Origin of the sequence: Paludisphaera rhizosphaerae (assembly GCF_011065895.1) — a bacterium.
Lineage (GTDB): Bacteria > Planctomycetota > Planctomycetia > Isosphaerales > Isosphaeraceae > Paludisphaera > Paludisphaera rhizosphaerae.
Map to the genome: position 1 here is coordinate 1 of NZ_JAALCR010000004.1, position 26,819 is coordinate 26,819.

Below are 26,819 nucleotides of genomic sequence, written 5' to 3' on the forward strand. Positions count from 1 at the left end.
TGGTCTCGATCGGAGGCCGCGTCCTTCCGCATCTTCGTCAGCGTCTGCACCGCCCGGAACAGCTCGCGCGCCCGCGCCGACTGGTATCGCCGCAGCCGCTCACCCTCGACGCCGGGCAGGAACGAGGCCGCTTCCGCTCGCTCTAGAGCGTCGTCCCCTTCGACCTCCTCCAACTCGGCCAAACGTTCGCTCAGTCGCTCGGTTTCGCCGTCGACGACCGCCCGCAACGTCGCCCGCGCCTCGTCCTCGTCGGCCGGCGGAGGGGCCAGCTCGCGCCAATGCTGCCACTGGCTGTAGGTCGGGTCGTGGAACGGCGAGTCCCGCCGCAACCGCTTCCAAAACCCGACGCCGCCGTCCTCCTCCAGCGCATCCCAGGCCAGGAAGATCGCGTTCAGGGCCGGATCCTCGGCGGAGTCGCCCGCCTGCTTCCCCAGCAGCCGGACGAACCTGTACTTATCGCAATATGTGAACACATGTTCGCCGTCGATCAATGAGCGGATCTCACCCCAGCGGTCGAGCATCCAGCGCACGCCCTCGGGCGAGTCCTCCAGCGCCGCGACGATCGCCGCCGGCTCGTCCCCCGGCGGCGGGGCCGCCTTGCCGGAAGCGAAGCTGCCGACGATCGCGAACAGCCTCCGCCCCAGCGCGGCGACCTTCGCCGCCCCCTTCGCCCGCGAGGTCAGCATCGCCCGCCGCACCCGCTTCGCCAGCAGCGCCGCCTCATGCCGCTCCGCTCGCTCCAGCGCCCACGAAGCCTTCGCCGCCCTCTCGACCAGCTCCCGCTCGATCGCGTTCTGCGGCTCCCAATCCTCGACCCAGAGATTGACGCGAGCCTCCAACTCGGCGGGGTCCTCGTGCGGCAAGACCGGCCCGTTCTTCGACCGCATCCCATGCTTCAAAGCGTTCATCCGAGCCCGCGCCTTGCCGGCGTCGGACTTCGGCCCGGTCGATTTCTGCGCGTTCGCGCGATTGGCGCGGATCTGAGCCTCGGTGGCGGCCATGGCGGAGTCTCCTCGATCGTCGCGGCGGGAATGTCACCTGGGAGGGACGATCCGCACGACGAGCGAGACGATTCCGATTATCGAGACTTTTGCGACGCCTCAACGGCGAAAGAATCTGATTGCGCGGATAGTGCAGCCGCGGTTCGCGACGTTCAATCCGTAATGAACCACGAACTAACGCCGGAGAGTCATGCGCCGGGGATGCGGATCTCGATCCCGTATCTCGGCGCGATGGCCAGGAGCTTTTCCACGTCCTCGTGGCTCGGCGGCGGGGCGTCTGTCGATCCTTCGGGCAGGGGGACGCCGATCTCGAAGAACATCCCTTCGATGCCCGCGGGGGCGGCCGAGATCAGCATCCGGGCCGGCGTGTCGTTCTCGTTTTTGAAGCTGTGCAGCGTGCCGACGGGGACGTTGGCGAACGTCCCGGGCTTGGCGACGATCCGTTCGCCATTGATGGTGAACGTGACCTCGCCTTCGAGGACGTAGAAGCCCTCTTCCTCCCGGCTGTGGACGTGCGGCGGAGGCCCGCCGCCGGGGCCGATGATGGCGTCGAACAGGGTGTACTTCCCGTTGGTCTCGGCCCCCGTGGCCAGGAAGCGATAGACGTCGCCGACGACACCGATGGTCCGGCCTTTGGGCGACACGGAGATGATGGGCTCGCGGCTCATGTGACGGTTCCCCGATTGCTCAGTCGGCCGGAAGGATGCGGACGCGGCGGCCCTCGATCTTGAGGCGGCCGGCGGCGAAGAGGGAGACGGCTTCGGGGAGGGCCTCGCACTCGGCGGCGAAGACGCGGGCGGCCAGGGCGTGGGCGTCGTCGTCCTCGAGGACAGGGACGACCTTCTGGAGGATGATCGGGCCCTCGTCGTACTCGTCGCTGGCGAAGTGGACCGTGCAGCCGCTGATCTTCACCCCGTAGTCGAGCGCCGCCTGATGGACGCGCTCGCCGTAATAGCCCTTGCCGCAGAACGAGGGGATCAGGCCGGGGTGGATGTTGATGACCCGGCCGCGGAAATCGGCCGGGATCTTCACCAGGGCCAGGAATCCGGCCAGCAGCACGAGGTCGGCGCCGGTCTCGCGGACCGGGTCGAAGACCGAGGCGCTGAAGGCGTCGAGGTCCGTCCGCCGCTTCGAGACGTCGGCTACTGCGACGGGGAGGCCGGCCTTCTCCGCCTTGGCGATCGCCGCGATCCCCGGACGGCTGGCCACGACCTGAACGACCCGGGCGTTGAGCGTCCCGGCGTCGATCCGATCGAGCAGGTTCTGCAGGGTCGTCCCGCCGCCCGAGACGCAGACGGCCAGCCGAACGGGGGCGGCCATCAGGAAACGCCTCCGGCGGTCGCCGACACCACGCGGACGCAGCGCCCGCAGAGGGTCGGATGCTGGGCGTTGCCGCCGACATCCTCACGATAGTTCCAGCAACGCTCGCACTTGCCGAACGTCGACTTCGCGGCCGTCACCTGGAACCGCTCCTCGCCGGGCCCCGGCGTCGCCGAGCCCCCCTCGCGGACGTCGATCGTCGAGACCAGGCAGATCGTCGCCAGCAGGTCGCGGTCGGCCTGGAGGATCGCCAGGTCGGCGGCCGGCGCGGCGATCGTCACCGACGCCTCCTGGGCGCTGCCGATCGTCTTGTCCTTGCGCAGCCCTTCCAGGGCCTTGAGGATCGCGTTGCGGGCGTCGGCGAGTACGGCCCAGCGGGCGTCGCGTTGGGGGTCGTCCCAGCGCGGGTCGGGCTGGGGGAACGTCGCCAGGTGGACGCTCGCCGGGAAGCCCTGGCCGTGCGGCATGTAGCCCCACGATTCCTCGGCCGTGTGGGGGAGGATCGGGGCCAGCAGCCGCGTCAGGGCCTCGTGGAGCCGGAACAAAACGTACTGCGCGGCGCGACGCTCGGGGCCGCGAGGGGCCTCGGCGTAGAGTCGGTCCTTGAGGACGTCGAGGTAGAAGCTCGACAGCTCGACCGAGAAGAACTGGTAGATCCGCGAATAGACCCGGTAGAACTCGAACCGCTCGTAGGCCGAGACGGCGTCGCGGATCACCTGGTTGAGCTGCCCCAGCGCCCAGCGGTCGATCTCGTGGAGCGTCGCCAGGTCGACGGTCGCCGGATCCAGGTGGGCGTAATCTTCCAGGTTCCCCAGCAGGTAGCGGAACGTGTTGCGGATCTTGCGGTAGGCCTCGGACGCCTCCTTGATCGAGCGTTCGCTGATGCGGACGTCGTCGGCGTAGTCCATGCTGGAGACCATCAGCCGGAGGACGTCGGCCCCGTGCTGCTCGGTCGCCTTCACGGCCGAGACCACGTTGCCCAGCGACTTCGACATCTTCTGGCCCTTGTCGTCGACGACGAACCCGTGGGTCAGGATGCTCTCGAACGGGGCCTTGCCGGTCGTGCCGACGGCCGTGAGGATCGACGACTGGAACCAGCCGCGGTGCTGGTCGGATCCTTCCAGGTACATGTGCGCGGGGAAGCCCAGGTTGAAGCCCCCCGCCAGCACCGCGCGATGGCTGGAACCGGACTCGAACCAAACGTCGAGGATGTCCCCTTCCTTGCGGAAGCTCGTCCCACCGCAGCTCGAGCACTTCGCCCCCGGCGGCAGGATCTCCTCAACGGGCTTGTTGAACCAGGCGTCGGCCCCTTCCTTGCGGAAGAGGTCGCGGAAGTGGCGGGCGGTCTCGGCCGTCAGAAGCTGCGCATTGCACGAGGTGCAGCCGAGCGCGGGGATCGGCACGCCCCACGACCGCTGCCGGCTGATGCACCAGTCGGGACGGAGCGAGACCATGGCCTCGATCCGGGCCTGTCCCCATTCGGGGTACCACTTCACGGCGTCTCGGATCTGCTCCAGCGTCCGGCCGCGGAGGTCGTTGCGGTCGACGCCGACGAACCACTGCTCGGTCGCCCGGAAGATGACCGGCTTCTTGCACCGCCAGCAGTGCGGGTAGCTGTGCGTCAGGGGCGCTTCCAGGTAGAGCGCGCCCGACTCCTTCAGGTTGGCGACGACCTTCGGGTTGGCCGCGAAGACGTACTGGCCGACGAGCCACTCGGGGGCCTCGGCCGTGAACCGGCCGGCCGGGTCGACGGGGCTGAGGACCGGGAGTTGGTAGGCCTTGCCGGTCTGGTAGTCCTCGCCGCCGTGGCCGGGGGCGGTGTGGACGAACCCGGTGCCGTCCTCGGCGCTCACGTAGTTCGCCAGGACGATCGGCGAGACCCGTTCGAGGAACGGGTGATGGTATTCGGCGTGCTCCAGCTCGCGGCCCTTGCAGCGGCCGACCTCGACGTGATCGGCGATCTTGCGCAGGCCCATCACCTTCTCGACGAGGTCCGCGGCGAGGATGGTGCGGACGGTCGCGCCGGTGTCGGGGTCGGTGTAGCGGACGCCGGCGTAGGTCAGGTCGGGGTGGGCGGCGATGGCCACGTTGGCCGGCAACGTCCAGGGGGTCGTCGTCCAGATCATCGCCCGCCAGTCTTCGGGCTTCGATCCGCCGTCGAACGCAAGCCAGTCGGCGGGAACGCCGGCGACCATCGGGAAGTTGACGTAGATGCTCGGCAAGGTCTCGTCGTGGTACTCCAGCTCAGCCTCGGCCAGAGCCGTCTGGTCGGAGGTGCACCAGTGGATCGGCTTGAGCTGGCGGAAGACGAAGCCGCCGTCGAGGAGGTCGGCCAGGACGTCGACGATGCCGGCCTCGTAGCGGGGGTCGAGGGTCAGGTACGGGTCTTCCCAGTCGCCCATCACGCCGAGGCGGCGGAACTGGTCGCGCTGGACGTCCACCCACTTCATGGCCTCGACGCGGCACATCTCACGGACTTCGGGGCGGCCGAGGGTCGCGGCCTTGGAGCCCAGGTCCTTCATGACCTTGTGCTCGATCGGCAGGCCGTGGGTGTCCCAGCCCGGGACGTAGGGGCTGTCGAACCCTCGCATGCTGAGCGAGCGGACGACGAAGTCCTTGAGCATCTTGTTGAGCGCGGTCCCCATGTGGATGTCGCCGTTGGCGTACGGCGGGCCGTCGTGGAGGACGCGGACGGGGGAGCCCTTGCGGGCTGTGCGGAGCTGGCCGTAGAGGTCCTGCTCGCGCCAGTTCGCCTGAATCTGGGGCTCGCGGGTCGGGAGGTTCGCCTTCATGGCGAACTCGGTGACGGGCAGGTTCAGGGTCTCTTTGTACGGCTTCGCGTTCGTGGACATGATGTCGGCTTCGCGGTTCGTTGGGATCGAATCGGTTCGGGCGATGCGGGGCGGACGGGCCCAGTCGATCAAATCAAATCAGACGGGCCGGCGTTCCAAGACGCCCCGGACGATGGTGCGGAGCTTGGCCTCGGCGGCGTTGGCGACGGCGAGGATCTTGTCGATGTCCACCGGCTCCAGCGCGTCGGGAAGGCACATGTCGGTGATGATCGAGAACCCCAGCACCTTGATCCCGGCGTGCACGGCCACCAGGATCTCGGGGATCGTGGACATGCCGACGACATCGGCGCCGATGGCGCGGAGGAACCGGTATTCGGCCCGGGTTTCCAGGTTAGGACCAGTCACCGCCACGTAGACGCCGCGCTGGGCGACGATGTTCGCCTCAAGCGCCACGCGGAGGGCCAGATCCTGAAGCTCGCTGTCGTAGGGCTCGATCAGGTCCGGGAAGCGGGGGCCGAGGCGGTCGTCGTTGGGGCCGATCAGCGGGTTGGCCCCGAGCAGGTTGATGTGGTCTTCGATGACCATCAGGTCGCCCTTGCGATACTGCGGGTTCAGCCCGCCGCACGCGTTGGAGACGATCAACAGCTCACAGCCGAGTTCCTTCATCACGCGGATCGGGAACGTCACCTGGGCGGCCGTGTAACCCTCGTACAGGTGGAACCGCCCTTCCATCGCCATGACCTGATGGCCGCAGAGCGTGCCACAGACGAGCTGGCCGGCGTGGCTCTTGACCGTCGAGCGCGGGAAGTGGGGGATCTCCGGGTACGGGATGGCGACCGGGGATTCGATTTCTCGGGCCAGGGCTCCCAGGCCGGTCCCCAGGACCAGGCCGATCTTCGGGCTTCCAGACCAGGCCGAGCGGACGACCTCGGCGGCTTGCTGGACGTGCTCCCAGTCGTGATGGGTCATCGGCTCGGGCATCCTCGGGAGAGATTCGCAAAAAGGCGGGCGCGGGCCGCCGACCGGCTGGTGGTCGGCGGCCCGCGCCCGCCTTTTCATCGTGGGACGGGACCGCGAGGGTTCCGTCTTCAAAGAATGAATTCGAAGCGGCGGATCAGGCGGTGGAAGCGGGGGTCGTTGCGGAGCGACTTCAGGTCGCGGTCATGCCGCAGTCGCTCCTGACAGCGATAGCCCAACTCAAGCGACCTCTGGAGGGCGGAGAAGGCGGGGTCGATCATCCCCAGCATCGCGTAGCTGCAGGCCAGGTTGTACCAGGCGACGCAATCTTCCGGGATCAGCCGGACGAGCCGCCGGTCAAGCTGGTTGGCTCGCGAATACAACCCCTTGGCCGACAGGTTGTTAGCGTGAACGCGGATCGCCTCGACGAAGTACGGATCGCGCTCCAGGACGCCGCCGAGGAACTCGATCTCGAAGTCGCGCTGGGATTGCTCGCGGACGCGCCGGGTCGAAGTCTCGCGAGCCGGTCGATCTCCGTTGGGATCACCCATCCAGTCGTTCGATCCGCCCATCACAGCATCCCCCTTCTTGCCGATCCCCCGTCATGGACGATCACGCCCCCCGCTGCGCCGAGAGAGAGCGGTCGGGCCGGCGATCCCTTCTAGAATAGCCTCAAGGAACGGCTTGCGGCAAGGCGCATCCCTCGTGGGATGGGGATTCGCGCCGGTGCGACGATCGGTTCCTCTCGCGGGTCCGGCCCGTAACGCCGAAAGGCGGGCCCGGAGGCCCGCCTTTGTTTCGCTTCTGGCGAAAAAGATGCGACGAGGGTCAGTCGATGTCCTCATCTTCGTCGTCGAGGTCGTCGAACTCGTCGTCGTCGTCCTCGTCGTCGTCGAAGTCCTCTTCGTCCTCGTCGACGTCGATGTCGTCGAGTTCCTCGTCCAGCTCGGCGTCGATGTCGTCCTCGTCATCCTCGTCGAAGTCGTCGTCGATGTCCTCCTCGTCTTCGTCGTCGAGGTCTTCATCGTCGAAGTCGTCGTCCTCCTCGTCATCGCCTTCGATGTCCTCGTCGATCTCGTCCTCGTCCTCGTCGCCGGGGTGGCGGGCGTCGAGTGAGGAGACCAGCGTGGACCAGCCGAAGCGCGGCTCTTCAGGAGCCGCGAGGGGGTCCAGGAGGGCGGTGGACGTCGTCTCAGGGTCGAACATGGATCCGTTCCTCAGGCCAGGGAAGTCCCGGAAAGGCCGGCGCGACGGACGTTCGGGTCTCGGCGCGTCGATCCATTCCGCAGGTCGATCAGTGTGGGGAAACTTGGCTGGTTGTCTTGGGCCTCGTCGTCGCGGCGGTCGGAGGCGGCCGCTGCGGCGGGGCGCTTACTCCCGATTGTTCGGCATGACCTCGTCGACGCCTTGAAGAGAGTGGTAGGCGGATGAGCCGGCCGGTTCAAGCGACCCTCCGGAAATTCCCTACGACCCGGCCGCCCTGCCTTCATACCAGGGGGACGACCTGCCCAGTGGCGGCCGATCGAGCGACGGCCTCGCTGAGACGGACGGTTTCCAGCGCGTCTTCCGCGGAGCACGACAGCGGGCCCAGTCCGCGGAGCGCCGCCACGAAATCGGCGTCGATCGACGGAGCCTCGTCCGGCAAATCGACTCGACGCGGAGGCGAGCCGTCGCCGGGGTCGATCTCCAGCAGGGAATCGGTGGCGTGGATGCGCCCCTGCTCGCCGAAGAAGTTCAACTCGAAGAGGGTCCCCTGGGAGACGCCCGAGAGCGCCAGGGTGGCCGGCACGTCCCCTTGCAGCCGGATCGTCGCCGCGGTGACGACGTCCAGACCGGAGTCCAGCCGGCTCTGAACGGCGAAGACCTCCAGGGCCGTTCGGCCGGTCGTCCAGAGGAGGGCGTCGACCAGGTGGTCGCCCGCGTCGGCCAGGAGACCGCCGCCGGCCATCTTGGGGTCGAACCGCCAGGAGCTTTCACTCCCCCGCTCCTGCTGGCGGGCCAGCCAGGGCTGGGCGAGCGTCGCGGTGACCAGGCGGAGGGGGCCGACGGCGCCGGCCGCCAGCCGCTTGCGGGCCTCGGCCAGACTGGGGCGGAGCCGGAACTGGTGGCCGACGGCCACCTTCAGGCGTCGCCCGCGCGCCAGGCTCACGACGTCGTGAGCTTCCTGGGCGTTGGTCGAGAGTGGTTTTTCAATGAAGACGTGCACGCCGGCCTGGAGTGCGTCCATCGCCTGGCGATAGTGCAACAGGTGGGGCGTGAAGATCGCCACCGCGTCCGGCCGCTGGTCCAGCAGCCCGCGAAACTCGACGAAGGTCGCCGGCTTCGACCCGCCGGCGGCGGCGATGGCCTCGGCCAGGGATTCGGCCGACTCCTTCACCGCGTCGGCGCAGCCGACGATCTGGACGTCGGACTCCTTCAGGAGCCGTTCGACGTGGATCCGCGCGGCCTGGCCGCACCCGGCGACCCCGATCCGCAGCAAGGAATTCGCCATGTCTCTCGTCGCCCCGAAACGCCCCCGAAACATCCCCCTCCACAGCTGCCCATTCGATCGGACAGCGTCATGAGTTTATCGGTGCGAGTCAAGACCTTGTAGCGATTTTCTCGACCCCCGCGCGACCCGCTGCGCAACGCGTTTCCCACTTCCCTTCACGACGACTTTCCGATTCGCTCGCCTTGACGCGAACCCTACCCCGGGATTATCGTGTCTTTCTCCCGTACGATGGTGGCTGTGGCCTAGCGGTTAAGGCACCAGATTGTGGATCTGGATATCGCGGGTTCGAATCCCGTCAGCCACCCTCCCCCCCTCGCTTTCTCCTTCGAGACGCCTTCTCTTTCCCTAAGGGTTAAGGTCGTACTCGCGGATCTTGTCGAATAGCTGCCGACGGCTGATGCCCAGGCGCTCGGCCGTCCGGGTCCGGTTGCCGTTGCAGGCCGTCAGAGCTTGCTGGATGGCCCGCCGCTCCACTTCGGCCAGCAGCGCGCGGAGCGGCAGCGATTCGGACGCCTCGGCGACGGCCGGGATCGCCGGGTCGAGGGGTTCTTCGGCGTCGAGGTGTTCCGGCAGGATCGTCCGGCCACGCGCCGCGATCGCCGCACGCGCCAGGGCGTTTTCCAACTGCCGGACGTTCCCTGGCCAGGGACGCTCGCGGATCGCCGCCAGGGCTTCCGGCGAAAGCGAAAGCTCGCCCCAGCCGTGCCGACGTTCCACCCGTCGGAGGATGGCCTCGGCGAGAGGAGGAACGTCCTCGGGACGGTCGCGAAGCGGCGGGATGACGATCCGGGCGACGTTCAGTCGATAGAAGAGATCCTCGCGAAACCGACCGGCGGCGACCTCCTTCGCCAGGTCGCGGTGCGTGGCCGAGATCACCCGGGCGTCGCTCCGCAGGGTCTCCGTCCCGCCGACGCGCTCGAACTCCCGCTGCTGGAGCACGCGGAGGATCTTGGCCTGGGCCGACAGCGGCAACTCGCCCACCTCGTCGAGAAAGATGGAGCCCCCCGCCGCCCGCTCGAATCGGCCGGGCTTCTGACGGTCGGCCCCGGTGAACGCGCCGCGCTCGTGGCCGAACAGCTCGCTCTCGACCAGACCTTCCGGCAGCGCCCCACAGTTGACTCGAATGAACGGGCCGGCCGCGCGGTCGGAATGGCGGTGCAGCGCCGTGGCGACGAGTTCCTTCCCCGTGCCGCTCTCGCCGACGATCAGCACCGGCGCGTCGGTCGCGGCGGCCAGACCGATCGCCTTGAACACTTCGCGCATCGCGGCGCTGCGGCCCACCAACTCGGGCTCGGCGTCGTCTTCGGCCGGCTCGTCGCTGGTCTCGGTCCGGGCGCGGAGGGCCTTCACCTCGAAGGCCAACGCCCGCTGGCGGAGGGCCCGTTGCAGGGTCAACTGCACCTCGTCGAGGTCGAACGGCTTGGAGAGGTAATCGTAGGCTCCCCGGCGCATGGCCTCGATCGCCGCGGCCGAGCCGCCGTAAGCCGTGATGACGATGACCGGAAGCTCGGCCAGCCGCGAACCCAACTCGGCCAGGACCGACAGACCGTCGCGGTTGGGCATCTTGAGATCGAGCAAGACGGCGTCCGGCCCCTCTTGCTCGATCAGGGCCAGGGCCTCGTCGCCGTCGCCAGCCTCAATGACCTGGAAGCCTTCCGCCTTCAGGGTATGGGAGAGGCTGAACCGGATCGCCCGATCGTCCTCGGCGATGAGAATCTTCGCGCTCGGCGTCGAGGACATGCTCATCCCCGGTCTCCTTTCGAGGCCCCGTTCGGGGCGATGGGAAGCGTGAGCGTGAACGCCGCGCCCCCCGCCGGGCGGTTCTCGGCCGAGAGGTCGCCACGGTGCGCCAGGGCGATCTCCCGAGCGATGGCCAGGCCGAGCCCCGTCCCTTCCGCCTTGGTCGTGAAGAAGGGCTCGAACAGGTGGGCCAGGGCCTCCGTCGAGAGCCCCGGCCCCTCGTCCGAGACCGTCGCCGCGACGGTCCCCCGCGCCAGATCGCGGCGGGTCTCGACCCTTAGGAGGCCCCCCTTCGGCATGACCTGAAGGGCGTTGGTCGTCAGATTGCGGAACACCTGCACGAGCGCCGGGGGAGCCATGTCGACGGGGGGGAGGCCGGGCTCCAGGTCGAGTTCCACGTGAACCCCCTGCTCGCGGGCCCGATCCTCGGCCAGTCGGGCGGCTTCGACGGCCACCGAGTTCAGGTCCCCCGGCGTTAGATCCTGAGCGTCGGCCCGGGAGAACTGCAAGAGGCGCGAGACGATCCCCTCCAGGCGGTCGACCTCGTCGATCAGGTGGTCGAATCCCTCCTCGCCCATGCCGAGCCCCCGCCGCCAGAGTTGGGTGATGCTCCGAATCCCCGCCAGGGGGTTGCGGACCTCGTGGGCGACCCCGGCGAGAAGCTTCCCGAGCGCCGCCAGCCGCTCGCTGCGGCGCAGCTCGGTCCGGAGTCGTTCGCGTTCCTCCCCCTGGCGACGAACCGTGCGCGCCAGCCGGACCGTCAGAGCGAGCGAGCCGAGGATCCCGGTCAGGGCCAGGCCGGCGAACCAGCGGTATCCCCGCGCCGACTGGTCGATGTAGATCGGATCGACGAGCCGGGTCATGGTCCAGGTGGCGGCCACGACCCGGTCGTTCACCCGGACGGGGGCCGTTCGGATGGCGATGGTGTACGGCGGGACGTCTTCAACGACCGAAAGGTCGTGCCGCTTGCGAAAGGCGGCGTCGACCTGGGTGTCGACGTAGTCGTAGAGATTGCGCGGGGCGGTCGCCGCCTCGCCGGAGTCGGAGGCCTCGCGGACCTCGTTCGGGAGCGCGGGGAGGAACGGCCGTTCGGGACGCGAGGGGACGTAATAGCCCGCCTCCAGGCCCGGGAAGCGATGCTGGATCCGTTCGGCCTCCTGGGAAAGCCGGCGGTCGAGGGCCGTCCAGTCGTCGGCGTCCATGAAATCGGGAAAGCGCCGGATGCCGGCCAGGGCGTCCCTCCCCTGAACGTCGAGTTGATCGCTGGCCTCCTTGAGTCGCTCGTTCGCCCGAGCCCGGCGTTGCTCTCGCTCGACGACGGCCGTGCTCGTGTACCAGAGCGTTCCGAGCGCAGCGGCGAACAGGACCAGCACAACGCCGATCTGGACCGCCAAAGGCGAAACCCATCGGGATCGGTCCATCCACGGTTCTCCTCGACTGTTCGACGGCACCCAACAGGCCCCGGCAATTGTCGCGCCTGAAGCCCGCTTGCTCCACCAGTCGGCGAGATTCAGGCCACTCGCTGTTCATCGATGGTTCACAGGCCCTGTTTGGGCGGAATCCCCCCGCATAGGTGTGGGGGGATTCCGCCCAACCTCGGGCGAAAACACCGGCAAAACCCGGAAATGAAGGCGTTTTAGGCTTTGGCATCCCCCGTGCTTTGGCTCGTCGATCGCGGCCGAGTCGATCGGCCCTCAGCGTTTGTTCGGAGGTTCATGATCATGGGAGGGATGTCATGTTGAAACCAATCGCGCTGGGTCTGTCGAGCTTGCTGGGAGTCGGGCTGGCCGGGATTTACCAGGGTCCTCCGGGCCCTCCGGGAGAAGAGCCGCCCCCGCCCCCGAAAAAGAAGGCCGCCGGCGACGAGCTGCGGAAGTCGTACAACCTGCTGCGAAAAGTCCGCGCCGATGGGGGGGGAGTCCGGACCGAGGAACGCATCAAGGACTGGACCGATCGGGCGACCGAGCTTTACCGGCAGGCCGTCAAGGCGACGGAGGACGGCGACCGGCGTCGGGGCCGCGAGATCGGCGTCGCGGCCCACGACCTGGCCCGGGCCGTCGACCACGCCCGCAACGCCGCTCGGCTGGATCGGCCGGATCCTGACCTTCCGCCCCCGCCCGCAAGCGCCGGTCCGGAAGACGTCGGCGAGCGCACTCGCCGCGACCTCTTCCGCGCCTACGAGCGGATCCGCTCGGCCCCGGAATACGGCCCCGAGGCCGACGCGAAATTCTATCTCGACGGTGCCCGCGACCTCTACAACGCCGCCCGCCGCGACATGGAGGCCGGACGCGAGGAACGAGCCGGCGAACTCGCCCGCGCCGCCGAGGCCATGACGCACGTCCCCGAACACCTCAGCCACGCCACCGTCGACGACCCCGACGACGGGCCGGCCGGCAAGGAATTCGATCCCGAACCCAAGAAGAAGGGCGACCCCAAGAAGAAGGCCGGCCCGCGCGATGAATTCGCCCCGGCGCCTGATGCCAGGGGCGAGCGCACGTTACCTCCTCCTCTGCCCTGACCGTGACCACGAAAAAACGTCTTCCCCCCTGGAGGGGGAAGACAGACCGCGAAGCGGTCAGATGAGGGGGAGGGATGACCGGCGCGGGATTGAGAACGCCTCGTTGGTCATACACTCCACACCTGTCGTCCCCCTCATCCGGCCCTTCGGCCACCTTCCCCCTCCAGGGGGGGAAGGCCGTTGTGGTCGCCTCTTTGGATCTCCAGACTCCAGCTCCATCACGAGCCTGAGCCGCTATCTCGGAGCCTCCACGCACCATGGACATGCGGAATCGGATCGGGCTTTACGGCTCCTACTTCCTGGGGATGGCCGGCATTGGCTTCACCCTGCCGTATCTGCCGCTCTTCCTGGGGCAGCGGGGGTTGTCGGATTCGGCCATCGGGGTCGTCTCGACGCTCGCAGCCCTCACCAGTCTGGCGCAGTTCCCGGTGGGGATCTGGTCGGACCGCCTGGGCTCGCGCAAGCCCTTCATCGTCGCGGCGCTCGCCGCCGTGGCCGTCTCGACGTGGCTCCTGCGGGGGGCCGAAGGGACGGTCTGGCTCGGCTTCCTGGTCCTGCTGTTCGCGGAGAACGGGATCGGCCGCGCGGTGGTCGAGAGCCTCTCCGGGGCCGAGGCCGCGGCGCTGGCACGGCAGGGGGAAGTCGGTGCGGCGCTCGGGGCGCTTCGGCTCTGGAAGCCGGTCGGCGTCGTGCTGACGGCCCTGCTGGGGAGTTGGATGTCCGAACGCTTCGGCGTGGCCGCGATCCTCGGGCCGCTGGCGGTCGTCCAGACGCTGGCTGTCGTCGCGGCCCTCCTGATCCACGAACCGCACGACAAGAAACCCGTCGCCGAGAAGGCCGGCGACAGGCCGAACAACATCCAGTGGCTGCCGAAAGACCCAGCCCTCTGGACGTTCGTCGCGGCGATGGTCCTCTACCACGCGGCGAACGCCCCGGGCGGCGTCTATTTGGGGCTCTTCCTCAAGCGCGACCTGCACGCCCCGGAGCGGATGCTGGCGTACGCGTTCATCGTGAGCATGGTCGCCTGGACGCTGGTGGTCTGGCCGGCGGGCTGGCTGGCGGACCGCTGGGGGCGCAAGCCGTTGCTGGTGGCCGGCTGGGCGATCATGGCCGTGCGGTTGCTCCTCCTCACCGTCATCCATTCGCCGTGGCTGGCCGTGGCGAACCAGGCGCTCGACGGCATCGGCAACGGGCTGTTCGCGGTCCTGGCCGCCGCCTGGGTGACCGACCGCCTGGCCGACCCTCGCCGTGCGGGCGAAGCCCAGGTGCTCGTCGGCTCCTGCCTGGTGCTGGGCTCGGCGCTCGGCCCGGCGGCGGCCGCTTGTCTCGTCGGGCCGCTCGGCTATCGCGGTCTGTTCGCCGCGCTGGCGGCCCTTGGCGCGATCGCGACGGCCGTCGTGATCTTCCTCGTCCCCGAGACCCTCTCTCGTCATCGGGAAGTCGGCGAAGGCGGGATGGTCGATCCGATGGCCACGACGTCTGATCTTTCGGCCGTGCCTTGACGATGATACTGCGGCTTCCCGCTTCTTGACCGCCTCGTAGGAGTTGTCCCCGTGTCGACGAGTTCGGCTTCCATACCCCTGGTCTCGACGATCTTCGGCCTAACGTATCTGGCGCTGGCCGTCGGCAAGATCCCCGGCCTGCGGATCGACCGGGCGGGGATCGCGCTGGTGGGGGCCTCCGCGATGCTCGCCGCGGGCGTGCTTTCCATGCACGAGGCGGCCAGGGCCGTGGACTATGAGACGATCGTCCTGCTCTTCGGCATGATGATCGTGGTCTCCTACCTCCGACTCGCCGGCTTCTTCGCGCTGGCGACCGACGGCATCGCCGCGCGGTTCTCGGGGGCCTATTCACTGCTGGCGGTCGTGATCGTCATGTCGGGCGTCCTCTCGGCGTTCCTGGTCAACGACGTCGTCTGCGTGGCGATGACCCCGCTCGTTCTTCACCTTTGCGAGCGGCTCAAGCGGCCGGCGATCCCCTACCTGATCGGCCTGGCGACGGCCTCAAACATCGGCTCGGTGGCAACGATCACGGGGAATCCCCAGAACATCATCATCGGCTCGATGTCTCAGATACCCTACCTGCGATTCGCGGCCAAGCTCGCGCCGGTGGCGGTGATCGGGCTGGCGATCAACTTCGCCGTGGTGGCGCTGGTCTACCGCCGGACGCTCGCCCAGAAGGTCGAGGACGGGTCGATTGAGCAGGAGCCGACCCGACCACGCGTCCACACGGGCCTGCTGGCCAAGAGCGTCTCCGTGACGCTCGTCGCGGTCGCGCTGTTCTTCCTGGGCCAGCCGATCGCCCTCGTGGCGCTGGCGGCTGCGGGGGTGCTGATGCTCGACCGGGTCCGCCCTGAGAAGATCTACGGCTCGCTGGACTGGCCCCTGCTGGTCATGTTCGCGGGGCTATTCGTGGTCGTGCACGCCTTCGAGGTCACCGTCGTCCACACCTGGGGACTGGAGCGCTGGCACGCCCTGCTTCAGTCGCCGGTGGTGATGGTGAGCGGGCTGTCGGTCGTGCTATCGAACCTCGTGTCGAACGTCCCGGCGGTCTTGCTGTTCAAGCCGCTGATGGAGGTCATGCCGCAGAAGGAAACGGCGTGGCTGGCCCTGGCGATGTCGAGCACGCTGGCGGGGAACCTGACGGTGCTGGGGTCGGTCGCCAACCTCATCGTCGTTGAGAACGCCCGTCGGGCCGGCACGCATCTGGGGTTCGTCGAGTACCTCAAGGTCGGCGTCCCCCTAACGATCGCGACGACCCTCGTGGGCGTCGCCTGGCTTTCGCTCGTCCACTATTGAAATACACCTACGAACCATGATCGATACAGTCGCCGAGAAAGCCGTCGAATCGGAGAAGAACGCCCCTTCGTCCACCAGCCTTCGGGCGATGGACGGGCTGAACTTCTTTCTCGCGGACGTCCGAGACGGGATGGGGCCGTTCCTGGGGACGTTCCTCCGGACCGACCATCAATGGGATCCGGGGCGGGTCGGCATCGCCATGGCGGCCTCGCAGATCGGCACGCTGCTGGCGCAGACGCCGGCGGGGGCGCTCATTGACCGCACCCGGGCGAAGCGGTTTGCCGTCGCGGTCGCCGCGGTGCTAGTCGCGGCGTGTTGCATCCTCCTGTATCTGGTTCCGACCTTTCCGGTCGTCGTCGCCTCGCAGACGCTGATGGGGGCGGCGGCGACGATCTTCCCGCCGGCGATCGCCGCGGTGTCGCTCGGGCTGGTCGGCCGGGCCCTGATGCCCAGGCGGACCGGCCGCAACGAGGCGTTCAACCACGCCGGCAACGTGGTCGCCGCGGCTCTGGCCGGCGGCGGAGCGTACTTCTTCGGCTACGGGGCGATGTTCATCCTGGTTGCCGGGATGGCGGTCGCCAGCGCCTTCGTCGTGATGATGATTCGCGAGGACGACATCGACCACGACCTGGCCCGCGGCGAGGACGAAGGGGGCGAGGCGCTGGGCGTCGGCGAGCTGTTCCGAGACCGGCGGATCCTGATCTTCATCGCCTCGGCGGTGCTCTTCCACTTCGCCAACGCCGCGATGCTGCCGCTGGTGGGGCAGAAGTCGGGCGACGGCCTCAAGGAAGGGGCGGCCGTCGTGATGTCGGCCTGCATCATCGTCGCGCAGATGGTTATGGTCCCGGTCTCGCTGGCGGCGAGCCGGTTGGCGGCCTCGTGGGGGAGGAAGCCGGTCTTCCTGCTGGGATTCGCCGTCCTGCCGGTGCGAGGCCTGCTTTATTGCCTGAGCGTCAACCCGGCCTACCTCGTCGCCGTGCAGTTGCTGGACGGCATCGGTGCGGGGATCTTCGGGGTGGTCTCCGTGCTGGTAATCGCCGACCTGACGAGGGGGACGGGTCGGTTCAACCTGACTCAAGGGGCGCTCGCGACGGCCACCGGCCTGGGTGCGGGGCTGAGCAACGTGCTCGCCGGATTCGTCGTCAAGGAAGCGGGCTTCGACGCCGGCTTCGTCCTGCTCGCCGCGATCGCCGCCGTGGGGGCGGTCTTCTTCGCGCTGGCGATGCCCGAGACCCGGCCGTCGGAAGCGAGCGCAGCGGGGTTTGGCGTGGACGCGGCGGATGGGGCCCGTTAGCCTTGAATGGCTGTCGTGGAAGGTCGAACAATGGGCTTTCCGACGCCTTCCCCCCTCGCGGGGGAAGGCAGACCCCGCAGGGGTCGGATGAGGGGGACGACCGCCGTCGGATGCACATCCGACGATCGTCCTGAACGCAGAACCGATCGCCCCCTCATCCGGCCCTTGGGCCACCTTCCCCCGCGAGCGGGGAAGGCCGTCCTCCCGATCCCCCCGCCGCCTTGAGAACGCCGCCGTGAAACTCGCCTTCAGCTCGAACGCGTACTTGAAGCACCCCTTCGACGAGACCGCGGCGCGGATCGCCGCCGCCGGTTACGACGGCCTGGAACTCCTGGCCGACGTTCCCCACGCCTGGCCGGCCGGCCTGCTGGAGGGCCCCAAGAAGGCCATCCGCGAGGCCATGAGCCGCCACGGGCTCGCGTTCTCGAACATCAACTCGTTCATGATGAACGCGGTGGCCGACTACCGCCAACCGTACTGGCATCCGTCGTTCCTGGAGCCCGACGAGGCCTATCGCCGGGTCCGGATCGACCACACCCGCCGGGCGCTCGATCTCTGCGCCGAACTGGGCGCCCCACACATCACGACCGAGCCCGGCGGCCCGATCCCGCCGGGGATGTCGCGGGCGCAGGCCGTCGACCTGTTCGTGGAGACGCTCAAGCCGCTGGCCGCTCACGCCGAGAAGCTGGGGATTCTGCTCCTCATCGAGCCCGAGCCCGAGCTTCTGCTGGAGCGGACCGACCAGTACGTGGAGATCCACGAGCGCGTGAACTCCCCCGCGCTGGGGCTGAACTTTGACGTCGGCCACGCCTTCTGCATGTCCGAGGACCTCCCCCGGGCGATCGAGGCCCTGGCGCCGCTGACGCGACACTACCACCTGGAAGACATCGCCGCGACGCGGGTCCACCACCACATGATCCCCGGCGACGGCGTCATCGACTTCGCCGAGGTCGTGGCCGCGATCAAGTCAACCTGCTACGACGGCTGGCTGACCGTGGAACTCTACCCGTTCCAGGACGACCCCGACGCCGCGGCGAAGCGGGCGTTCGAGGTCCTCAAGCCGCTCGTCGGATGAGCCGCCTTCGATCCACTCTCCAGCTCGTCCGGCTCCCCAACGTCCTGACCGCCGCCGCCGACAGCCTCGCCGGCTGGCTGATCGTCGGTGGAAGTCTGGGGGACGTGGCCCGCTGGCTGCCGCTGGCGCTGGCCTCGATGGGCCTCTACGCCGCGGGGATGGCTCTGAATGACTGGTTCGACCTGGAGGTCGACCGCCTGGAACGGCCCAACCGCCCCCTCCCCTCGGGCCGGGTCCCCGTCGGTCTGGCCGCGGCGATCGGCTGGGGAGGGTTGGCCCTGGGAATCGCGCTGGCGGCCCTGGGAGGCCAGCGGACGTTCGGCGTGGCCTGCGCGCTCGCCGGGATGATCCTGGCCTATAACTCCGGCCTGAAGCATACGTTCCTGGGCCCCTGGGCGATGGGCTCTTGCCGGGGGCTGAACATGCTGCTGGGGATGGCCGCCGCGTCGTCGGCTGGATTTCCGGCGGCCTGGATCGCGGCGGGGGCGTTCGCCCTGTTCGTGGCCGGCGTGACGTGGATCAGCCGATCGGAGGCCTGGGGAGGCGAACGGCGCAACCTGGTGATCGGCCTGGGGATCCAGGTTCTCGCCCTGGTGATTCTCGGCGTCGTCGCCGCGGCGTTTGGAGCGGTCGGTCCGTTCGCGGTCGTCGGGATTTTGCTGCTGGTCCTGGTGCTGGCCAAAGTCGTCCAGGTGGGGCGGATCGCCATCCGCGAAGCGTCCCCGGCGGTGATCCAGCAGGCCGTGAAGACGGGCGTGCTGTCGCTGGTCTGGCTGGACGTGGCGCTCGTCGCCGCGGCCTGCGGGCCGGCCGCCCTGGCGGTCGCGGCGATCTGGCCGCCGGCCTATCTCTTGGCGCGTCGACTGTACGCCACCTGACGAGGACGCCCCATGCTCCTGGGATACAACACCAACGGCCTGGCCCATCACCGGCTGTCCGACGCCCTCCGCCTCATGGCGGACGAAGGGTTCAAGAGCGCCGCGATCACCCTCGACGCCGCGGCGCTGGATCCTTATGAGGAGCCGGCGACTCTCGCCCGCCAGACGACGGCGATCCGCGACCTGCTCGACTCCCTGGGGCTGGAGCGGGTGGTGGAGACTGGCGCGAGGTTCCTGCTCAACCCCAGGATGAAGCACGACCCGACCCTGATGGACCCGGACCCGGTCAAACGAGCCCTACGGGTCGACTTCCTCCGTCGGGCGATCGACCTGGCCGCGGCCCTCGACGCCGGCGCGGTCTCGTTCTGGTCGGGAATCCTTCGCGACGGCTCGTCCGAGGAAGCGGCGATGGATCGGCTCGCCACGGCGCTCCGGCCCGTGATCGAGCACGCCGAGGCGAAGGGAGTCCGGCTCGCGTTCGAGCCCGAGCCGGGCATGTTCATCGACACGTTCGACCGCTTTGCCCGCCTTGACGAGCGCGTGTCGCACCCACTGTTCGACCTGACCGTCGACGTCGGGCACGTCCATTGCAATGAGCGCGGGCCCGTTGCCGAGCACATCAACTCGTGGGGCCCCCGGATCGCCAACGTCCATATCGAGGACATGGTCGAAGGCGTGCACGAGCACCTGATGTTCGGCGAGGGGACGATGGACTTTCCGCCGATCATCGCGGCGCTTCGCGAGGTCGGCTATCGCGGCGGCCTGCACGTCGAACTCAGCCGCCACAGCCATATGGGCGACGAGGCCCTCCGCCGCAGCCGAGAGTTCCTCGCCCCCCTGCTCCGCGACTGAGCGTCGGCCTTGCTCGACAAGGACCTCGTTCCGATGACTTATCGCACGACCTGGTTCGCGAATCGCCCCTGATCAGGTTTACAACGAATTGATTAGTCGGACACATCCACATTTTTTTCCTTCAAGGTCTTGTCAAGCGACCGTTCGGCGAGATATCCTTCCCGAGTACGTTGGGAATAGACCGCTATCATGAATCCCCAGAAGGACCCACTCATCTCTCCCTGTGGGTCTGTGTCGGAGGCGTTCAACCTCTGGCTCTAAATGGATCGGATTCAGAGTCCGGCCAACGCCGACTCTAGCGGGTCAGGGCCCGACGGACCAACCCTCTCCACGTCCAAGACCCAGGCAAACGACGACTGAGACCGAATCGGCTGTCCTTGTCCCTTTTGCTGGTCGTTTCACCCAGATTCCCGGATTCGCTCGACGCGCTCCGCCCATCCCGACGTTGAGGTGGCGGCTGCACCACGTTGCGACGAGGTTGCCGGCCCCGCTCTCTCGGGCGTGGGACGATCGTGGCGCGCCTGCGTCTTCCGATTGGGCCGTCGCGGCTGGGGATCACGGGTGAGCGCCGTCTTGTTCGTTGATACGTCCCGCACCCTCCAAAAAGAAGCGATAGGAGTGGGTGAAAACCAAGACGCCCCGGTCGGGGTCGATGAGTTCCGCCGGTTTATGAGTGATTATCGTCATCTTTCGTTCTGCATCTAGGCTCTTCGAGAAGGACGCAACTGATGCGCAGTTCCCAAAGCCGCCGGCTCGGCGCGACCAGCCGCGGTTTCACCTTGATCGAGCTGCTGGTGGTGATCGCGATCATCGCCGTTCTCATCGCCTTGCTTTTGCCCGCCGTGCAGGCCGCTCGCGAGGCCGCCCGTCGAGCTCAGTGCATCAACAATCTAAAACAGATTGGTTTGGCGATGCACAACTATGAAAGCTCCGCCGGCTGCTTCCCGTTGGGGGGCTTCACTTACGGCCCAGACGGCCTTCAGCACTACGTCCAGGCGCTCGCGATGCTGCTGCCGTTCATGGAACAGGGCACCATCGGCAACTCACTGAATTTCAACCTGCGAACCGCGGGCGACCTCAGCGGGATCAACGGCGGGCTGTCGAACTGGACCGGGCTGATCACCGTGGTCTCGGCGTACATCTGCCCGGACGACTTCCCGATCACGCCGTACACCAAGTCGGAAAGCAACAACCCGTACTCGCAGACGTCGTACTTCCCCTCCGGAGGGACCTGGAACACCATCGCCTACTACGCCGGCCCGAACCTCTGGGATCAGTATCCAGGCAATGGCGCGTTCGACGTGAGAACCAGCTACAAGATCGGCGCCTTCACGGACGGCACCAGCAACACGATCCTGGTCGGCGAGGTTTCCCGTTACAAGAACGACCCGGACCGCGTGTTCAACCAGTGGAGCCGGATCGCCTTCTTCGGGTCGAGCATCGGCGCGAACACGACGCGTCCCCAGGGCCTGGCCTTCCAGGTGCCGAAGATCAACGCCCAGCCCAAGATCGGCGACGGCGCCTTCGGCGGACCGCCGGATTCGCTCCCCGCCGGCACCACCGACGACTCCGACTACAAGAACTGGACCCTGAGCCCGGCCTACAGGGACTACGGCCAGTGGGGCTTCCGCAGCCAGCACCCGGGCGGCGCCAACATGCTGTTGGCCGACGGCAGCGCCAAGTTCCTCAAGGAAACCATCAACAACGACATCTTCCGTGCTCTCGGCACGCGGAACCTCGGGGAAGTGGTCTCCGCCGACGCTTATTGATGAGCCTCGCGGAAACGCGAGCGCCTCACGATCGTTGAATTCTCGTTGCGCGACCTGGGGCGGTCGAACCGTCTGGTTCGACCGCCCCAGGCGACGTCCTGAATCGTCTCACCGCTCACCATGACAGGATCCCGACACTCATGGTCGACCTCAGCCGCCGCCGTGTCCTTTTGTTGTCCCTGACTTTGCCCCTCGGCATCGGGCTGGCTGGTTGCGAATCCAACCCCAACGGCCCGACGTTCCCGACCCTTCCGGCTGAGAAGAACGCCGGTGACGCGGCAGGCGGTCCCGGAGAGCCTGCAACAAAGGGACGCAAAAAGAAAAACCCGATGGGGATGATCAACGATCCGGCGGCGTGATTCCGCCTGATCGCAGAGAGGAATCGCCTCAAAATCGATTGTCAAAGATCGGCCGGGCGTGGCGGAGCGATTGCGCGGTGAGGTGAGCGAGCCTCACCCCATCGCGCACCCCGATCGACGACCCAGACGCGTCGGAGATAACCCGCGCTGAATCGAGAGAGCACTCTGGCAGGTGCGCTGCTCTCTCTTAGGAGATAGTCGCAGTCGCGGGAGAAAAGCGCCGGCTCTGGGCGAAGAAATTCCGGGGGTTTTCAAAGACGAGCCGCCGGATGAGCGCCTCGTCGTGTCCCCGCCGCTTCATCTCAAAGATGAACTCGGGGACGGCGAGCGGATCGCTGTGCCCCCAGTCGCCGGCCGAGTTGACCATCACCCGCTCCGCGCCGTACGCTTCGACCATGTCGGCGGCGCGGGCGGGGGTGCATTTGGAGATCGGGTAGAGGGTCATTCCCACCCAGTGCCCGGCGTCGAGCGCCGCGCGGATCGTGTGCTCCTCCACATGGTCGATGCAGACCCGCTCGGGAGGGATCCGACCGTCCCCCTTGACCATGTCCAGGATCATCCGGGTCCCCTGGTACTTGTCGGCCAGGTGGGGGGTGTGCACGAGGACCAACTCGCCCGTCCGAGCGGCCAGGTCGAGGTGGTCCAGGAAGACGGTCGCCTCGTTCTTGGTGTTCTTGTTGAGCCCGATCTCGCCGATCCCCAGCACGCCGGGGCGGTCGAGGAACTCGGGGATCATCGCGATGACCTCGCGCGACAGGCTGACGTTCTCCGCCTCCTTGGCGTTGATGCAAAGCCAGCAGTAGTGCTCGATCCCATACGCCGCGGCGCGACGGGCCTCGAAGTCCACGAGCTGCCGGAAGTAGTCGCGAAAGCCTTGCACACCTGAGCGGTCGAACCCGGCCCAGAAGGCCGGCTCGGAGACCATCACGCACCCCGCGAGCGCCATCCGTTTGTAGTCGTCGGTGGTGCGAGAGACCATGTGGATGTGCGGGTCGATGTAGTTCATCGAGGGGCGTCTCCTTCCGGCCGATCGGATCGCGGCGGGGCCCGTCGGACGGTCGACGTGTGGTGGGGGCGTGAGGAACCGACGCAGGGCGCTAGGCCCGCTCTTCACGGCTCAAGGATACCAGGCTGGCCGCCGGAAAGCGAACGGTGGACGCTTCCACGACCAGCCTCGGATCGTCGCGGATGGGCCGCGGGAGGGCGTCGACGGGATCCGCCCCCGTGGCGGGCTTCGCGGACCGACTTCAGGCGGTCGGGGCAGCCTTGCGGTAGATCATCAGGTTCGTGGCGTAGAATTTATCGATATTGGTGGTGAGCCACTCGTCGCAGAGTTTGCGGCTGATTTCGTCGTCGTAGACGAAGCCCCTGGCCGCGAACTTCTCGATCCAGTAAGACCGCGGCTGCTCGTTGATGTGGTCCTCCCCCCCCTGGCCCGGAGGGGCGGCGGTCATCAGGACGATATCGGCGATGCTACAGAGGTAGTCGACGTAATTATCGGCGCAGGATTCCGGCAGGTGCTCGGCGACCTCGGTGGAGGCGACGAGGTCCGCCCTGGCCTTCGTGAGCTGGGAGAACGGCAACCTGAGATTCAGGCTGTGGACTTCCACCCCCTTCTCGCGGGCGATCTCCAGAGCCGCCGTCGAATACTCAAAGCCGACGCCGGGGATACCATAAGTCTTCAGCTCGGCCAGCAACTGGCCGGTGCCGCAGCCGACGTCGACGACCTTCGAAGGGTGGAAGACCTCGTGGATCGATTTGGCGATAATCGGCGCCGACCGGAGTGCGTACACTCCCATCGCCTCTTCGTAATACTTTCGATCGTAGATGGAGTCGTGGGTCTCGAGCTTCTGGACGAGACGCTTCAAAGGGCTGAGGACGCTGTGGAGCTTGGAGCTCGGGTCGTCTGCGGCTCGACGGATATTTTCCGGTATGACGCGGCGCACGGTCGATCTGAGAGTCGCATAAAAACTCATAGGGCTCGCTCGCGGATCGCCGGGGTTTGCGCCTGATCTCGGCGCCCGTGCGCCGCGGCCGAGGTCGGCCGGCCCGGCGACCGAAACCAATCCTCGATCCGAGTTTACATTTTGACAGCCGTTGATGAATTTTGCAACTCGCCTGAAAGCCTGCTCAAAGCTCATTCATCAGTTGTGCTACAAGTTTAGGCAATCTACCATGCTGGTCTGGGTGGACGGGCGGCGCTCTCGGATGTGAAGCGATTTCCCCGGTGAACGCGATCGAATCATCGCTGGCGAAACGCAGGCGAACAGACGGAGGGGGGATGTGACGATCCCGGATCTAGAGCCGTCGTTCTCGCAGCCCCGTCGCATCGTCCTCACCGCGCTCGGCTCGCTGGGAGACCTGCATCCGTACATCGCCATCGCGCTGGGGCTCAGGGCTCGCGGTCATGAGCCGGTCCTGGCGACGGGGGAGACCTATCGGCGGAAGATCGAGGCGCTCGGGTTGGAGTTCCGTCCGTTGCGACCGGACTCGGACGAGTTGACCGACCCCAACGCGATGCGCCGCTACATGGACTCCCGTCGGGGGACGTTCCGGGTGCTTCGGAACTGGATCCTGCCCGCGATTCGCGAGAGCTACGAGGATACGCTCGCGGCGGCGGAGGGGGCGGATCTCCTGGTCGCCCATCCGCTCGCATTCACCACGAGGATCGTGGCGGAGCAACGGGGGCTGCCCTGGGTCTCGTCGCACGTCTCGCCGGTCGGGTTCTTCTCGGCCGTCGATCCGCCAGTCGTTCCTGGTTTTCCCGGTCTCGCCGCGCGGCTGCACGGGCTTGGACCGTGGTTCTGGTCGCCGCTCAGCCGGTTGCTCTGGCGAGTGAGCCTTTCGTGGGGTCGGCCGATCGAGCAACTCCGCGCTGAGATTGGGCTCCCTCCTTCAGGCGACCATCCGCTGGTCGACGGTCATTCCCCGGGCCTCGCACTGGCCCTTTTCCCGCAACTCTTCGCCCCGAAGCAGATCGACTGGCCTCCGCAGGTCGTCCACACCGGCTTTCCGTTCTACGATCGGGACGGCCAGGCGGGGCTTCCTCCGGAACTAGCCCGCTTTCTTGACGACGGGCCGCCGCCGATCGTCTTCACGCTGGGAGTCACATCGGCGATGGTCGCGGGCTCGTTCTTCGAGGACAGCCTCTCGGCCGCGAAAAGGCTGGGCCGACGGGCCGTCCTGGTCGTCGGCAAACACCACTCGCCGATCCATCCGACGCTCTCGGGAGCGGCGATCGCCGTCGACTACGCGCCGTTCTCGGAACTGTTCCCGCGAGCCGCTGCGGTCGTTCATTCCGGCGGCATCGGCACGACGGGCCTGGCGATGCGTGCGGGGCGGCCGACGCTGATCGTCCCTCACGCCCACGACCAGCATGACAACGCCGCGCGGGCCGCTCGATTGGGGATCGCCCGCGTGGTCGTCGCGCAGCGATACACGGCGGCGCGGGCGGCGGTTGAACTGCATCCTCTCCTGGACGATCCCTCCTTCACGCATCGAGCCTCAGAGGTCGCTCAGGCCCTGCGTCGTGAAGACGGCGTCGGCACAGCCTGCGATCTCCTGGAAGGCCGGATCGCGGATCACTGACGGAGTTGAGCGAACCGATCGGCTGGCTCGTGTGTCATCCCCGTCGTCGAATCTCCAACTGATGGGAGGCCGTGCCATGATTCATCTCAACACCTGTCTCTCCAAGCGATCCTGCCGCATCGCCCGATCCACTCCCTGAAGGGGATTCCGTCGCCCTGTCGAGGCCGTCGGACCGTGATCGGCTGCGCACTTCGCCGTCGTCGCAATCACATCCGACCGTCACTCGAAAAGGGCATGTTATGTCGAGCGATCCCGCGCGCCGCGAGTTCGCCAAGAAGGCGATCGACGCGGCCGTCCGCAAGGTTCTCAGCTCATGCGACTCCGCGGTCGCCGAGCTGATCTGGAAGGTCCAGAGCCGTTCCACGCTGTTGTGCCCCGCCTGCTACGTCGGCCGCGAGGACGCCGTCGACGCCGACCACATCGTCCGGGGACTCGTCGCCCTCGCCGTGTATCGCGACGACTGGCTACGTCCTCTCGATTCGTGGAGCGCCGCGGGCCGGACGGCCGTGGGGACCTTCTCATCGTTGGCGCATCACCTGCTGGCCCGCTACCCCGTCCCGGCCGTGCTGCTCTCATGCTGGTTCCGGGGTGACGACGCGACCCGCCGATGCCAGGCCTGGTTCCGCCACGTCGGTCAGGGAGGAAGCCTGCGCACGGCCGGCTTCCCGCTCGCTCTCACGAAGCGGGCGGCGCACCACTTCGCGCACGCCCCAACGGTCTTTTCGATCGAAGCCGCGCTGAGGTGGGCTCAGGTCCGCACCTTCACCAACGACGATCGGCTCGCACGCCAACTGGCCCGGAGTCGACTTGGAGACGAGTTCGAGGCCCCCGAGTTCTGGGACCCTTTCCTCCGCCGCCTCGCCAGGCGAGGACCACGGCTCATGACGGTTCAAACGTGGTCCCTGGTCGAGTACCTCCACGCGCAGCGGTCCGTGCGGCCGGACTTCACGGTCGGAACGCGGTCGATCGAGACGCTCCTGAAGGAGACCGCCGCCTGGAGGGCGGAACAGGCTCGCGAGGAGAAGCGGCGGATCGTCCGGTGGGACCCGTCCGATATCGGAGGCTTGCAGTACACGACGAGCGACGGCCGAGCCTGGTCGATCCGGGAGCTGCTCGGCAGCGATGAGTTGAACGCGGAAGGCAAGGCGATGCGGCACTGCGTCGGGGCGTACAAGCGGAAATGCGCGAGGCGGCTTACGACGATCTGGTCGCTCGCCCTGGAGACCCCTGAAGGAAGGCGTCGACGCGTCACCGTGGAGGTTGACCCGGAGACCCGTGAAATCGAACAGGCGAATGCCAAGTTCAACGCCGAGCCCGACGCGGCCTCGCACGCCGTGCTCGTCGAATGGGCTCGTCGGGAGGGGCTGAAGATCGGGTCGTGCTGACG

At 67.6% G+C, this 26,819-nt stretch carries 22 protein-coding genes, 1 tRNA gene and 1 pseudogene; 12 read left to right on the top strand and 12 right to left on the bottom strand.

What is annotated here, in order from left to right:
* The 8 genes and pseudogenes from G5C50_RS06125 to G5C50_RS06160 form a co-directional block, all read right to left on the bottom strand.
* A pseudogene (locus G5C50_RS06125) lies at positions 1-1,001 on the bottom strand (hypothetical protein); the annotation flags it as partial.
* A gap of 188 nt (positions 1,002-1,189) precedes the next feature.
* Positions 1,190-1,669: a cupin domain-containing protein gene (locus tag G5C50_RS06130; RefSeq protein WP_165066530.1), complete on the bottom strand. Its 480-nt coding sequence runs from the start codon at positions 1,667-1,669 to the stop codon at positions 1,190-1,192.
* Positions 1,670-1,688: 19 nt separating this feature from the next.
* Positions 1,689-2,321: a phosphoribosylglycinamide formyltransferase gene (purN, locus tag G5C50_RS06135; protein ID WP_165066533.1), complete on the bottom strand. Its 633-nt coding sequence runs from the start codon at positions 2,319-2,321 to the stop codon at positions 1,689-1,691.
* A complete protein-coding gene (gene ileS, locus G5C50_RS06140) occupies positions 2,321-5,173 on the bottom strand; it encodes an isoleucine--tRNA ligase (protein ID WP_165066536.1) in 2,853 nt (950 codons plus the stop codon). The genes purN and ileS overlap by 1 nt, the downstream gene beginning before the upstream one ends.
* Positions 5,174-5,251: 78 nt before the next feature.
* Complete coding sequence (locus tag G5C50_RS06145; protein ID WP_165066539.1) at positions 5,252-6,082, bottom strand: purine-nucleoside phosphorylase; 831 nt, start codon at positions 6,080-6,082, stop codon at positions 5,252-5,254.
* Positions 6,083-6,201: 119 nt separating this feature from the next.
* Positions 6,202-6,642, bottom strand: a complete 441-nt coding sequence (locus tag G5C50_RS06150; protein ID WP_165066542.1) for a TPR end-of-group domain-containing protein — start codon at positions 6,640-6,642, stop codon at positions 6,202-6,204.
* 256 nt (positions 6,643-6,898) lie between these two features.
* Entirely contained in the window at positions 6,899-7,276 is a 378-nt protein-coding gene (locus G5C50_RS32225) for a hypothetical protein (RefSeq protein ID WP_206107599.1), read from the bottom strand.
* A gap of 280 nt (positions 7,277-7,556) precedes the next feature.
* Entirely contained in the window at positions 7,557-8,561 is a 1,005-nt protein-coding gene (locus tag G5C50_RS06160; protein ID WP_165066545.1) for a Gfo/Idh/MocA family protein, read from the bottom strand.
* A 231-nt stretch (positions 8,562-8,792) separates the two neighbouring features.
* Here G5C50_RS06160 and G5C50_RS06165 point away from each other — a divergent pair.
* Positions 8,793-8,865: transfer RNA gene (locus G5C50_RS06165), tRNA-His, on the top strand.
* Positions 8,866-8,906: 41 nt separating this feature from the next.
* Here G5C50_RS06165 and G5C50_RS06170 read toward each other — a convergent pair.
* Positions 8,907-10,307, bottom strand: coding sequence for a sigma-54-dependent transcriptional regulator (locus G5C50_RS06170; RefSeq protein WP_240906985.1), 1,401 nt, complete (start codon positions 10,305-10,307; stop codon positions 8,907-8,909).
* A complete protein-coding gene (locus G5C50_RS06175; RefSeq protein ID WP_165066548.1) occupies positions 10,304-11,722 on the bottom strand; it encodes a sensor histidine kinase in 1,419 nt (472 codons plus the stop codon). Before G5C50_RS06175 ends, G5C50_RS06170 begins: the two co-directional genes overlap by 4 nt.
* 314 nt (positions 11,723-12,036) lie before the next feature.
* Between G5C50_RS06175 and G5C50_RS06180 the strand changes: the two genes are divergently transcribed.
* The 9 genes from G5C50_RS06180 (at position 12,037) to G5C50_RS06220 (ending at position 21,844) form a co-directional block, all read left to right on the top strand.
* Positions 12,037-12,819, top strand: a complete 783-nt coding sequence (locus G5C50_RS06180) for a hypothetical protein (protein WP_165066550.1) — start codon at positions 12,037-12,039, stop codon at positions 12,817-12,819.
* 257 nt (positions 12,820-13,076) lie between these two features.
* Positions 13,077-14,321, top strand: a complete 1,245-nt coding sequence (locus tag G5C50_RS06185; RefSeq protein ID WP_165066553.1) for an MFS transporter — start codon at positions 13,077-13,079, stop codon at positions 14,319-14,321.
* Between the two features lie 51 nt (positions 14,322-14,372).
* A complete protein-coding gene (locus tag G5C50_RS06190; protein ID WP_165066556.1) occupies positions 14,373-15,617 on the top strand; it encodes an anion transporter in 1,245 nt (414 codons plus the stop codon).
* Between the two features lie 88 nt (positions 15,618-15,705).
* Complete coding sequence (locus tag G5C50_RS06195) at positions 15,706-16,911, top strand: MFS transporter (RefSeq protein ID WP_407673496.1); 1,206 nt, start codon at positions 15,706-15,708, stop codon at positions 16,909-16,911.
* A 235-nt stretch (positions 16,912-17,146) separates the two neighbouring features.
* A complete protein-coding gene (locus G5C50_RS06200) occupies positions 17,147-17,986 on the top strand; it encodes a sugar phosphate isomerase/epimerase family protein (protein ID WP_165066562.1) in 840 nt (279 codons plus the stop codon).
* A complete protein-coding gene (locus G5C50_RS06205) occupies positions 17,983-18,864 on the top strand; it encodes a UbiA family prenyltransferase (RefSeq protein WP_165066565.1) in 882 nt (293 codons plus the stop codon). The genes G5C50_RS06200 and G5C50_RS06205 overlap by 4 nt, the downstream gene beginning before the upstream one ends.
* A 12-nt stretch (positions 18,865-18,876) precedes the next feature.
* Entirely contained in the window at positions 18,877-19,716 is an 840-nt protein-coding gene (locus tag G5C50_RS06210) for a sugar phosphate isomerase/epimerase family protein (RefSeq protein ID WP_165066568.1), read from the top strand.
* Between the two features lie 728 nt (positions 19,717-20,444).
* Positions 20,445-21,485, top strand: a complete 1,041-nt coding sequence (locus G5C50_RS06215; protein ID WP_165066571.1) for a DUF1559 domain-containing protein — start codon at positions 20,445-20,447, stop codon at positions 21,483-21,485.
* Between the two features lie 140 nt (positions 21,486-21,625).
* Positions 21,626-21,844 (top strand): hypothetical protein, encoded by a 219-nt coding sequence (locus tag G5C50_RS06220; protein WP_165066574.1) that lies wholly within the window; start codon positions 21,626-21,628, stop codon positions 21,842-21,844.
* A gap of 187 nt (positions 21,845-22,031) precedes the next feature.
* Here the strand turns inward: G5C50_RS06220 and G5C50_RS06225 are convergent, their stop codons facing one another.
* Positions 22,032-22,850 (bottom strand): TatD family hydrolase, encoded by an 819-nt coding sequence (locus G5C50_RS06225; protein WP_165066577.1) that lies wholly within the window; start codon positions 22,848-22,850, stop codon positions 22,032-22,034.
* 241 nt (positions 22,851-23,091) lie between these two features.
* Positions 23,092-23,820: a class I SAM-dependent methyltransferase gene (locus tag G5C50_RS06230; protein WP_165066579.1), complete on the bottom strand. Its 729-nt coding sequence runs from the start codon at positions 23,818-23,820 to the stop codon at positions 23,092-23,094.
* 307 nt (positions 23,821-24,127) lie between these two features.
* Here G5C50_RS06230 and G5C50_RS06235 point away from each other — a divergent pair, with 307 nt between their 5' ends.
* Both G5C50_RS06235 and G5C50_RS06240 read left to right on the top strand, forming a co-directional pair.
* A complete protein-coding gene (locus G5C50_RS06235) occupies positions 24,128-25,432 on the top strand; it encodes a glycosyltransferase (protein ID WP_206107600.1) in 1,305 nt (434 codons plus the stop codon).
* A gap of 239 nt (positions 25,433-25,671) precedes the next feature.
* Positions 25,672-26,817, top strand: a complete 1,146-nt coding sequence (locus G5C50_RS06240) for a PcfJ domain-containing protein (protein ID WP_165066582.1) — start codon at positions 25,672-25,674, stop codon at positions 26,815-26,817.
* The last annotated feature ends 2 nt before the right edge of the window (positions 26,818-26,819 follow it).

Bases quoted from the DNA above. Each gene is read 5' to 3' on its own strand.
- G5C50_RS06130 (WP_165066530.1), bottom strand. From the start codon at position 1,669: ATGAGCCGCGAGCCCATCATCTCCGTGTCGCCCAAAGGCCGGACCATC.
- purN (WP_165066533.1), bottom strand. From the start codon at position 2,321: ATGGCCGCCCCCGTTCGGCTGGCCGTCTGCGTCTCGGGCGGCGGGACG.
- ileS (WP_165066536.1), bottom strand. From the start codon at position 5,173: ATGTCCACGAACGCGAAGCCGTACAAAGAGACCCTGAACCTGCCCGTC.
- G5C50_RS06145 (WP_165066539.1), bottom strand. From the start codon at position 6,082: ATGACCCATCACGACTGGGAGCACGTCCAGCAAGCCGCCGAGGTCGTC.
- G5C50_RS06150 (WP_165066542.1), bottom strand. From the start codon at position 6,642: ATGGGCGGATCGAACGACTGGATGGGTGATCCCAACGGAGATCGACCG.
- G5C50_RS32225 (WP_206107599.1), bottom strand. From the start codon at position 7,276: ATGTTCGACCCTGAGACGACGTCCACCGCCCTCCTGGACCCCCTCGCG.
- G5C50_RS06160 (WP_165066545.1), bottom strand. From the start codon at position 8,561: ATGGCGAATTCCTTGCTGCGGATCGGGGTCGCCGGGTGCGGCCAGGCC.
- G5C50_RS06170 (WP_240906985.1), bottom strand. From the start codon at position 10,307: ATGAGCATGTCCTCGACGCCGAGCGCGAAGATTCTCATCGCCGAGGAC.
- G5C50_RS06175 (WP_165066548.1), bottom strand. From the start codon at position 11,722: ATGGACCGATCCCGATGGGTTTCGCCTTTGGCGGTCCAGATCGGCGTT.
- G5C50_RS06180 (WP_165066550.1), top strand. From the start codon at position 12,037: ATGTTGAAACCAATCGCGCTGGGTCTGTCGAGCTTGCTGGGAGTCGGG.
- G5C50_RS06185 (WP_165066553.1), top strand. From the start codon at position 13,077: ATGGACATGCGGAATCGGATCGGGCTTTACGGCTCCTACTTCCTGGGG.
- G5C50_RS06195 (WP_407673496.1), top strand. From the start codon at position 15,706: ATGGACGGGCTGAACTTCTTTCTCGCGGACGTCCGAGACGGGATGGGG.
- G5C50_RS06205 (WP_165066565.1), top strand. From the start codon at position 17,983: ATGAGCCGCCTTCGATCCACTCTCCAGCTCGTCCGGCTCCCCAACGTC.
- G5C50_RS06210 (WP_165066568.1), top strand. From the start codon at position 18,877: ATGCTCCTGGGATACAACACCAACGGCCTGGCCCATCACCGGCTGTCC.
- G5C50_RS06215 (WP_165066571.1), top strand. From the start codon at position 20,445: ATGCGCAGTTCCCAAAGCCGCCGGCTCGGCGCGACCAGCCGCGGTTTC.
- G5C50_RS06220 (WP_165066574.1), top strand. From the start codon at position 21,626: ATGGTCGACCTCAGCCGCCGCCGTGTCCTTTTGTTGTCCCTGACTTTG.
- G5C50_RS06225 (WP_165066577.1), bottom strand. From the start codon at position 22,850: ATGAACTACATCGACCCGCACATCCACATGGTCTCTCGCACCACCGAC.
- G5C50_RS06230 (WP_165066579.1), bottom strand. From the start codon at position 23,820: ATGAGTTTTTATGCGACTCTCAGATCGACCGTGCGCCGCGTCATACCG.
- G5C50_RS06240 (WP_165066582.1), top strand. From the start codon at position 25,672: ATGTCGAGCGATCCCGCGCGCCGCGAGTTCGCCAAGAAGGCGATCGAC.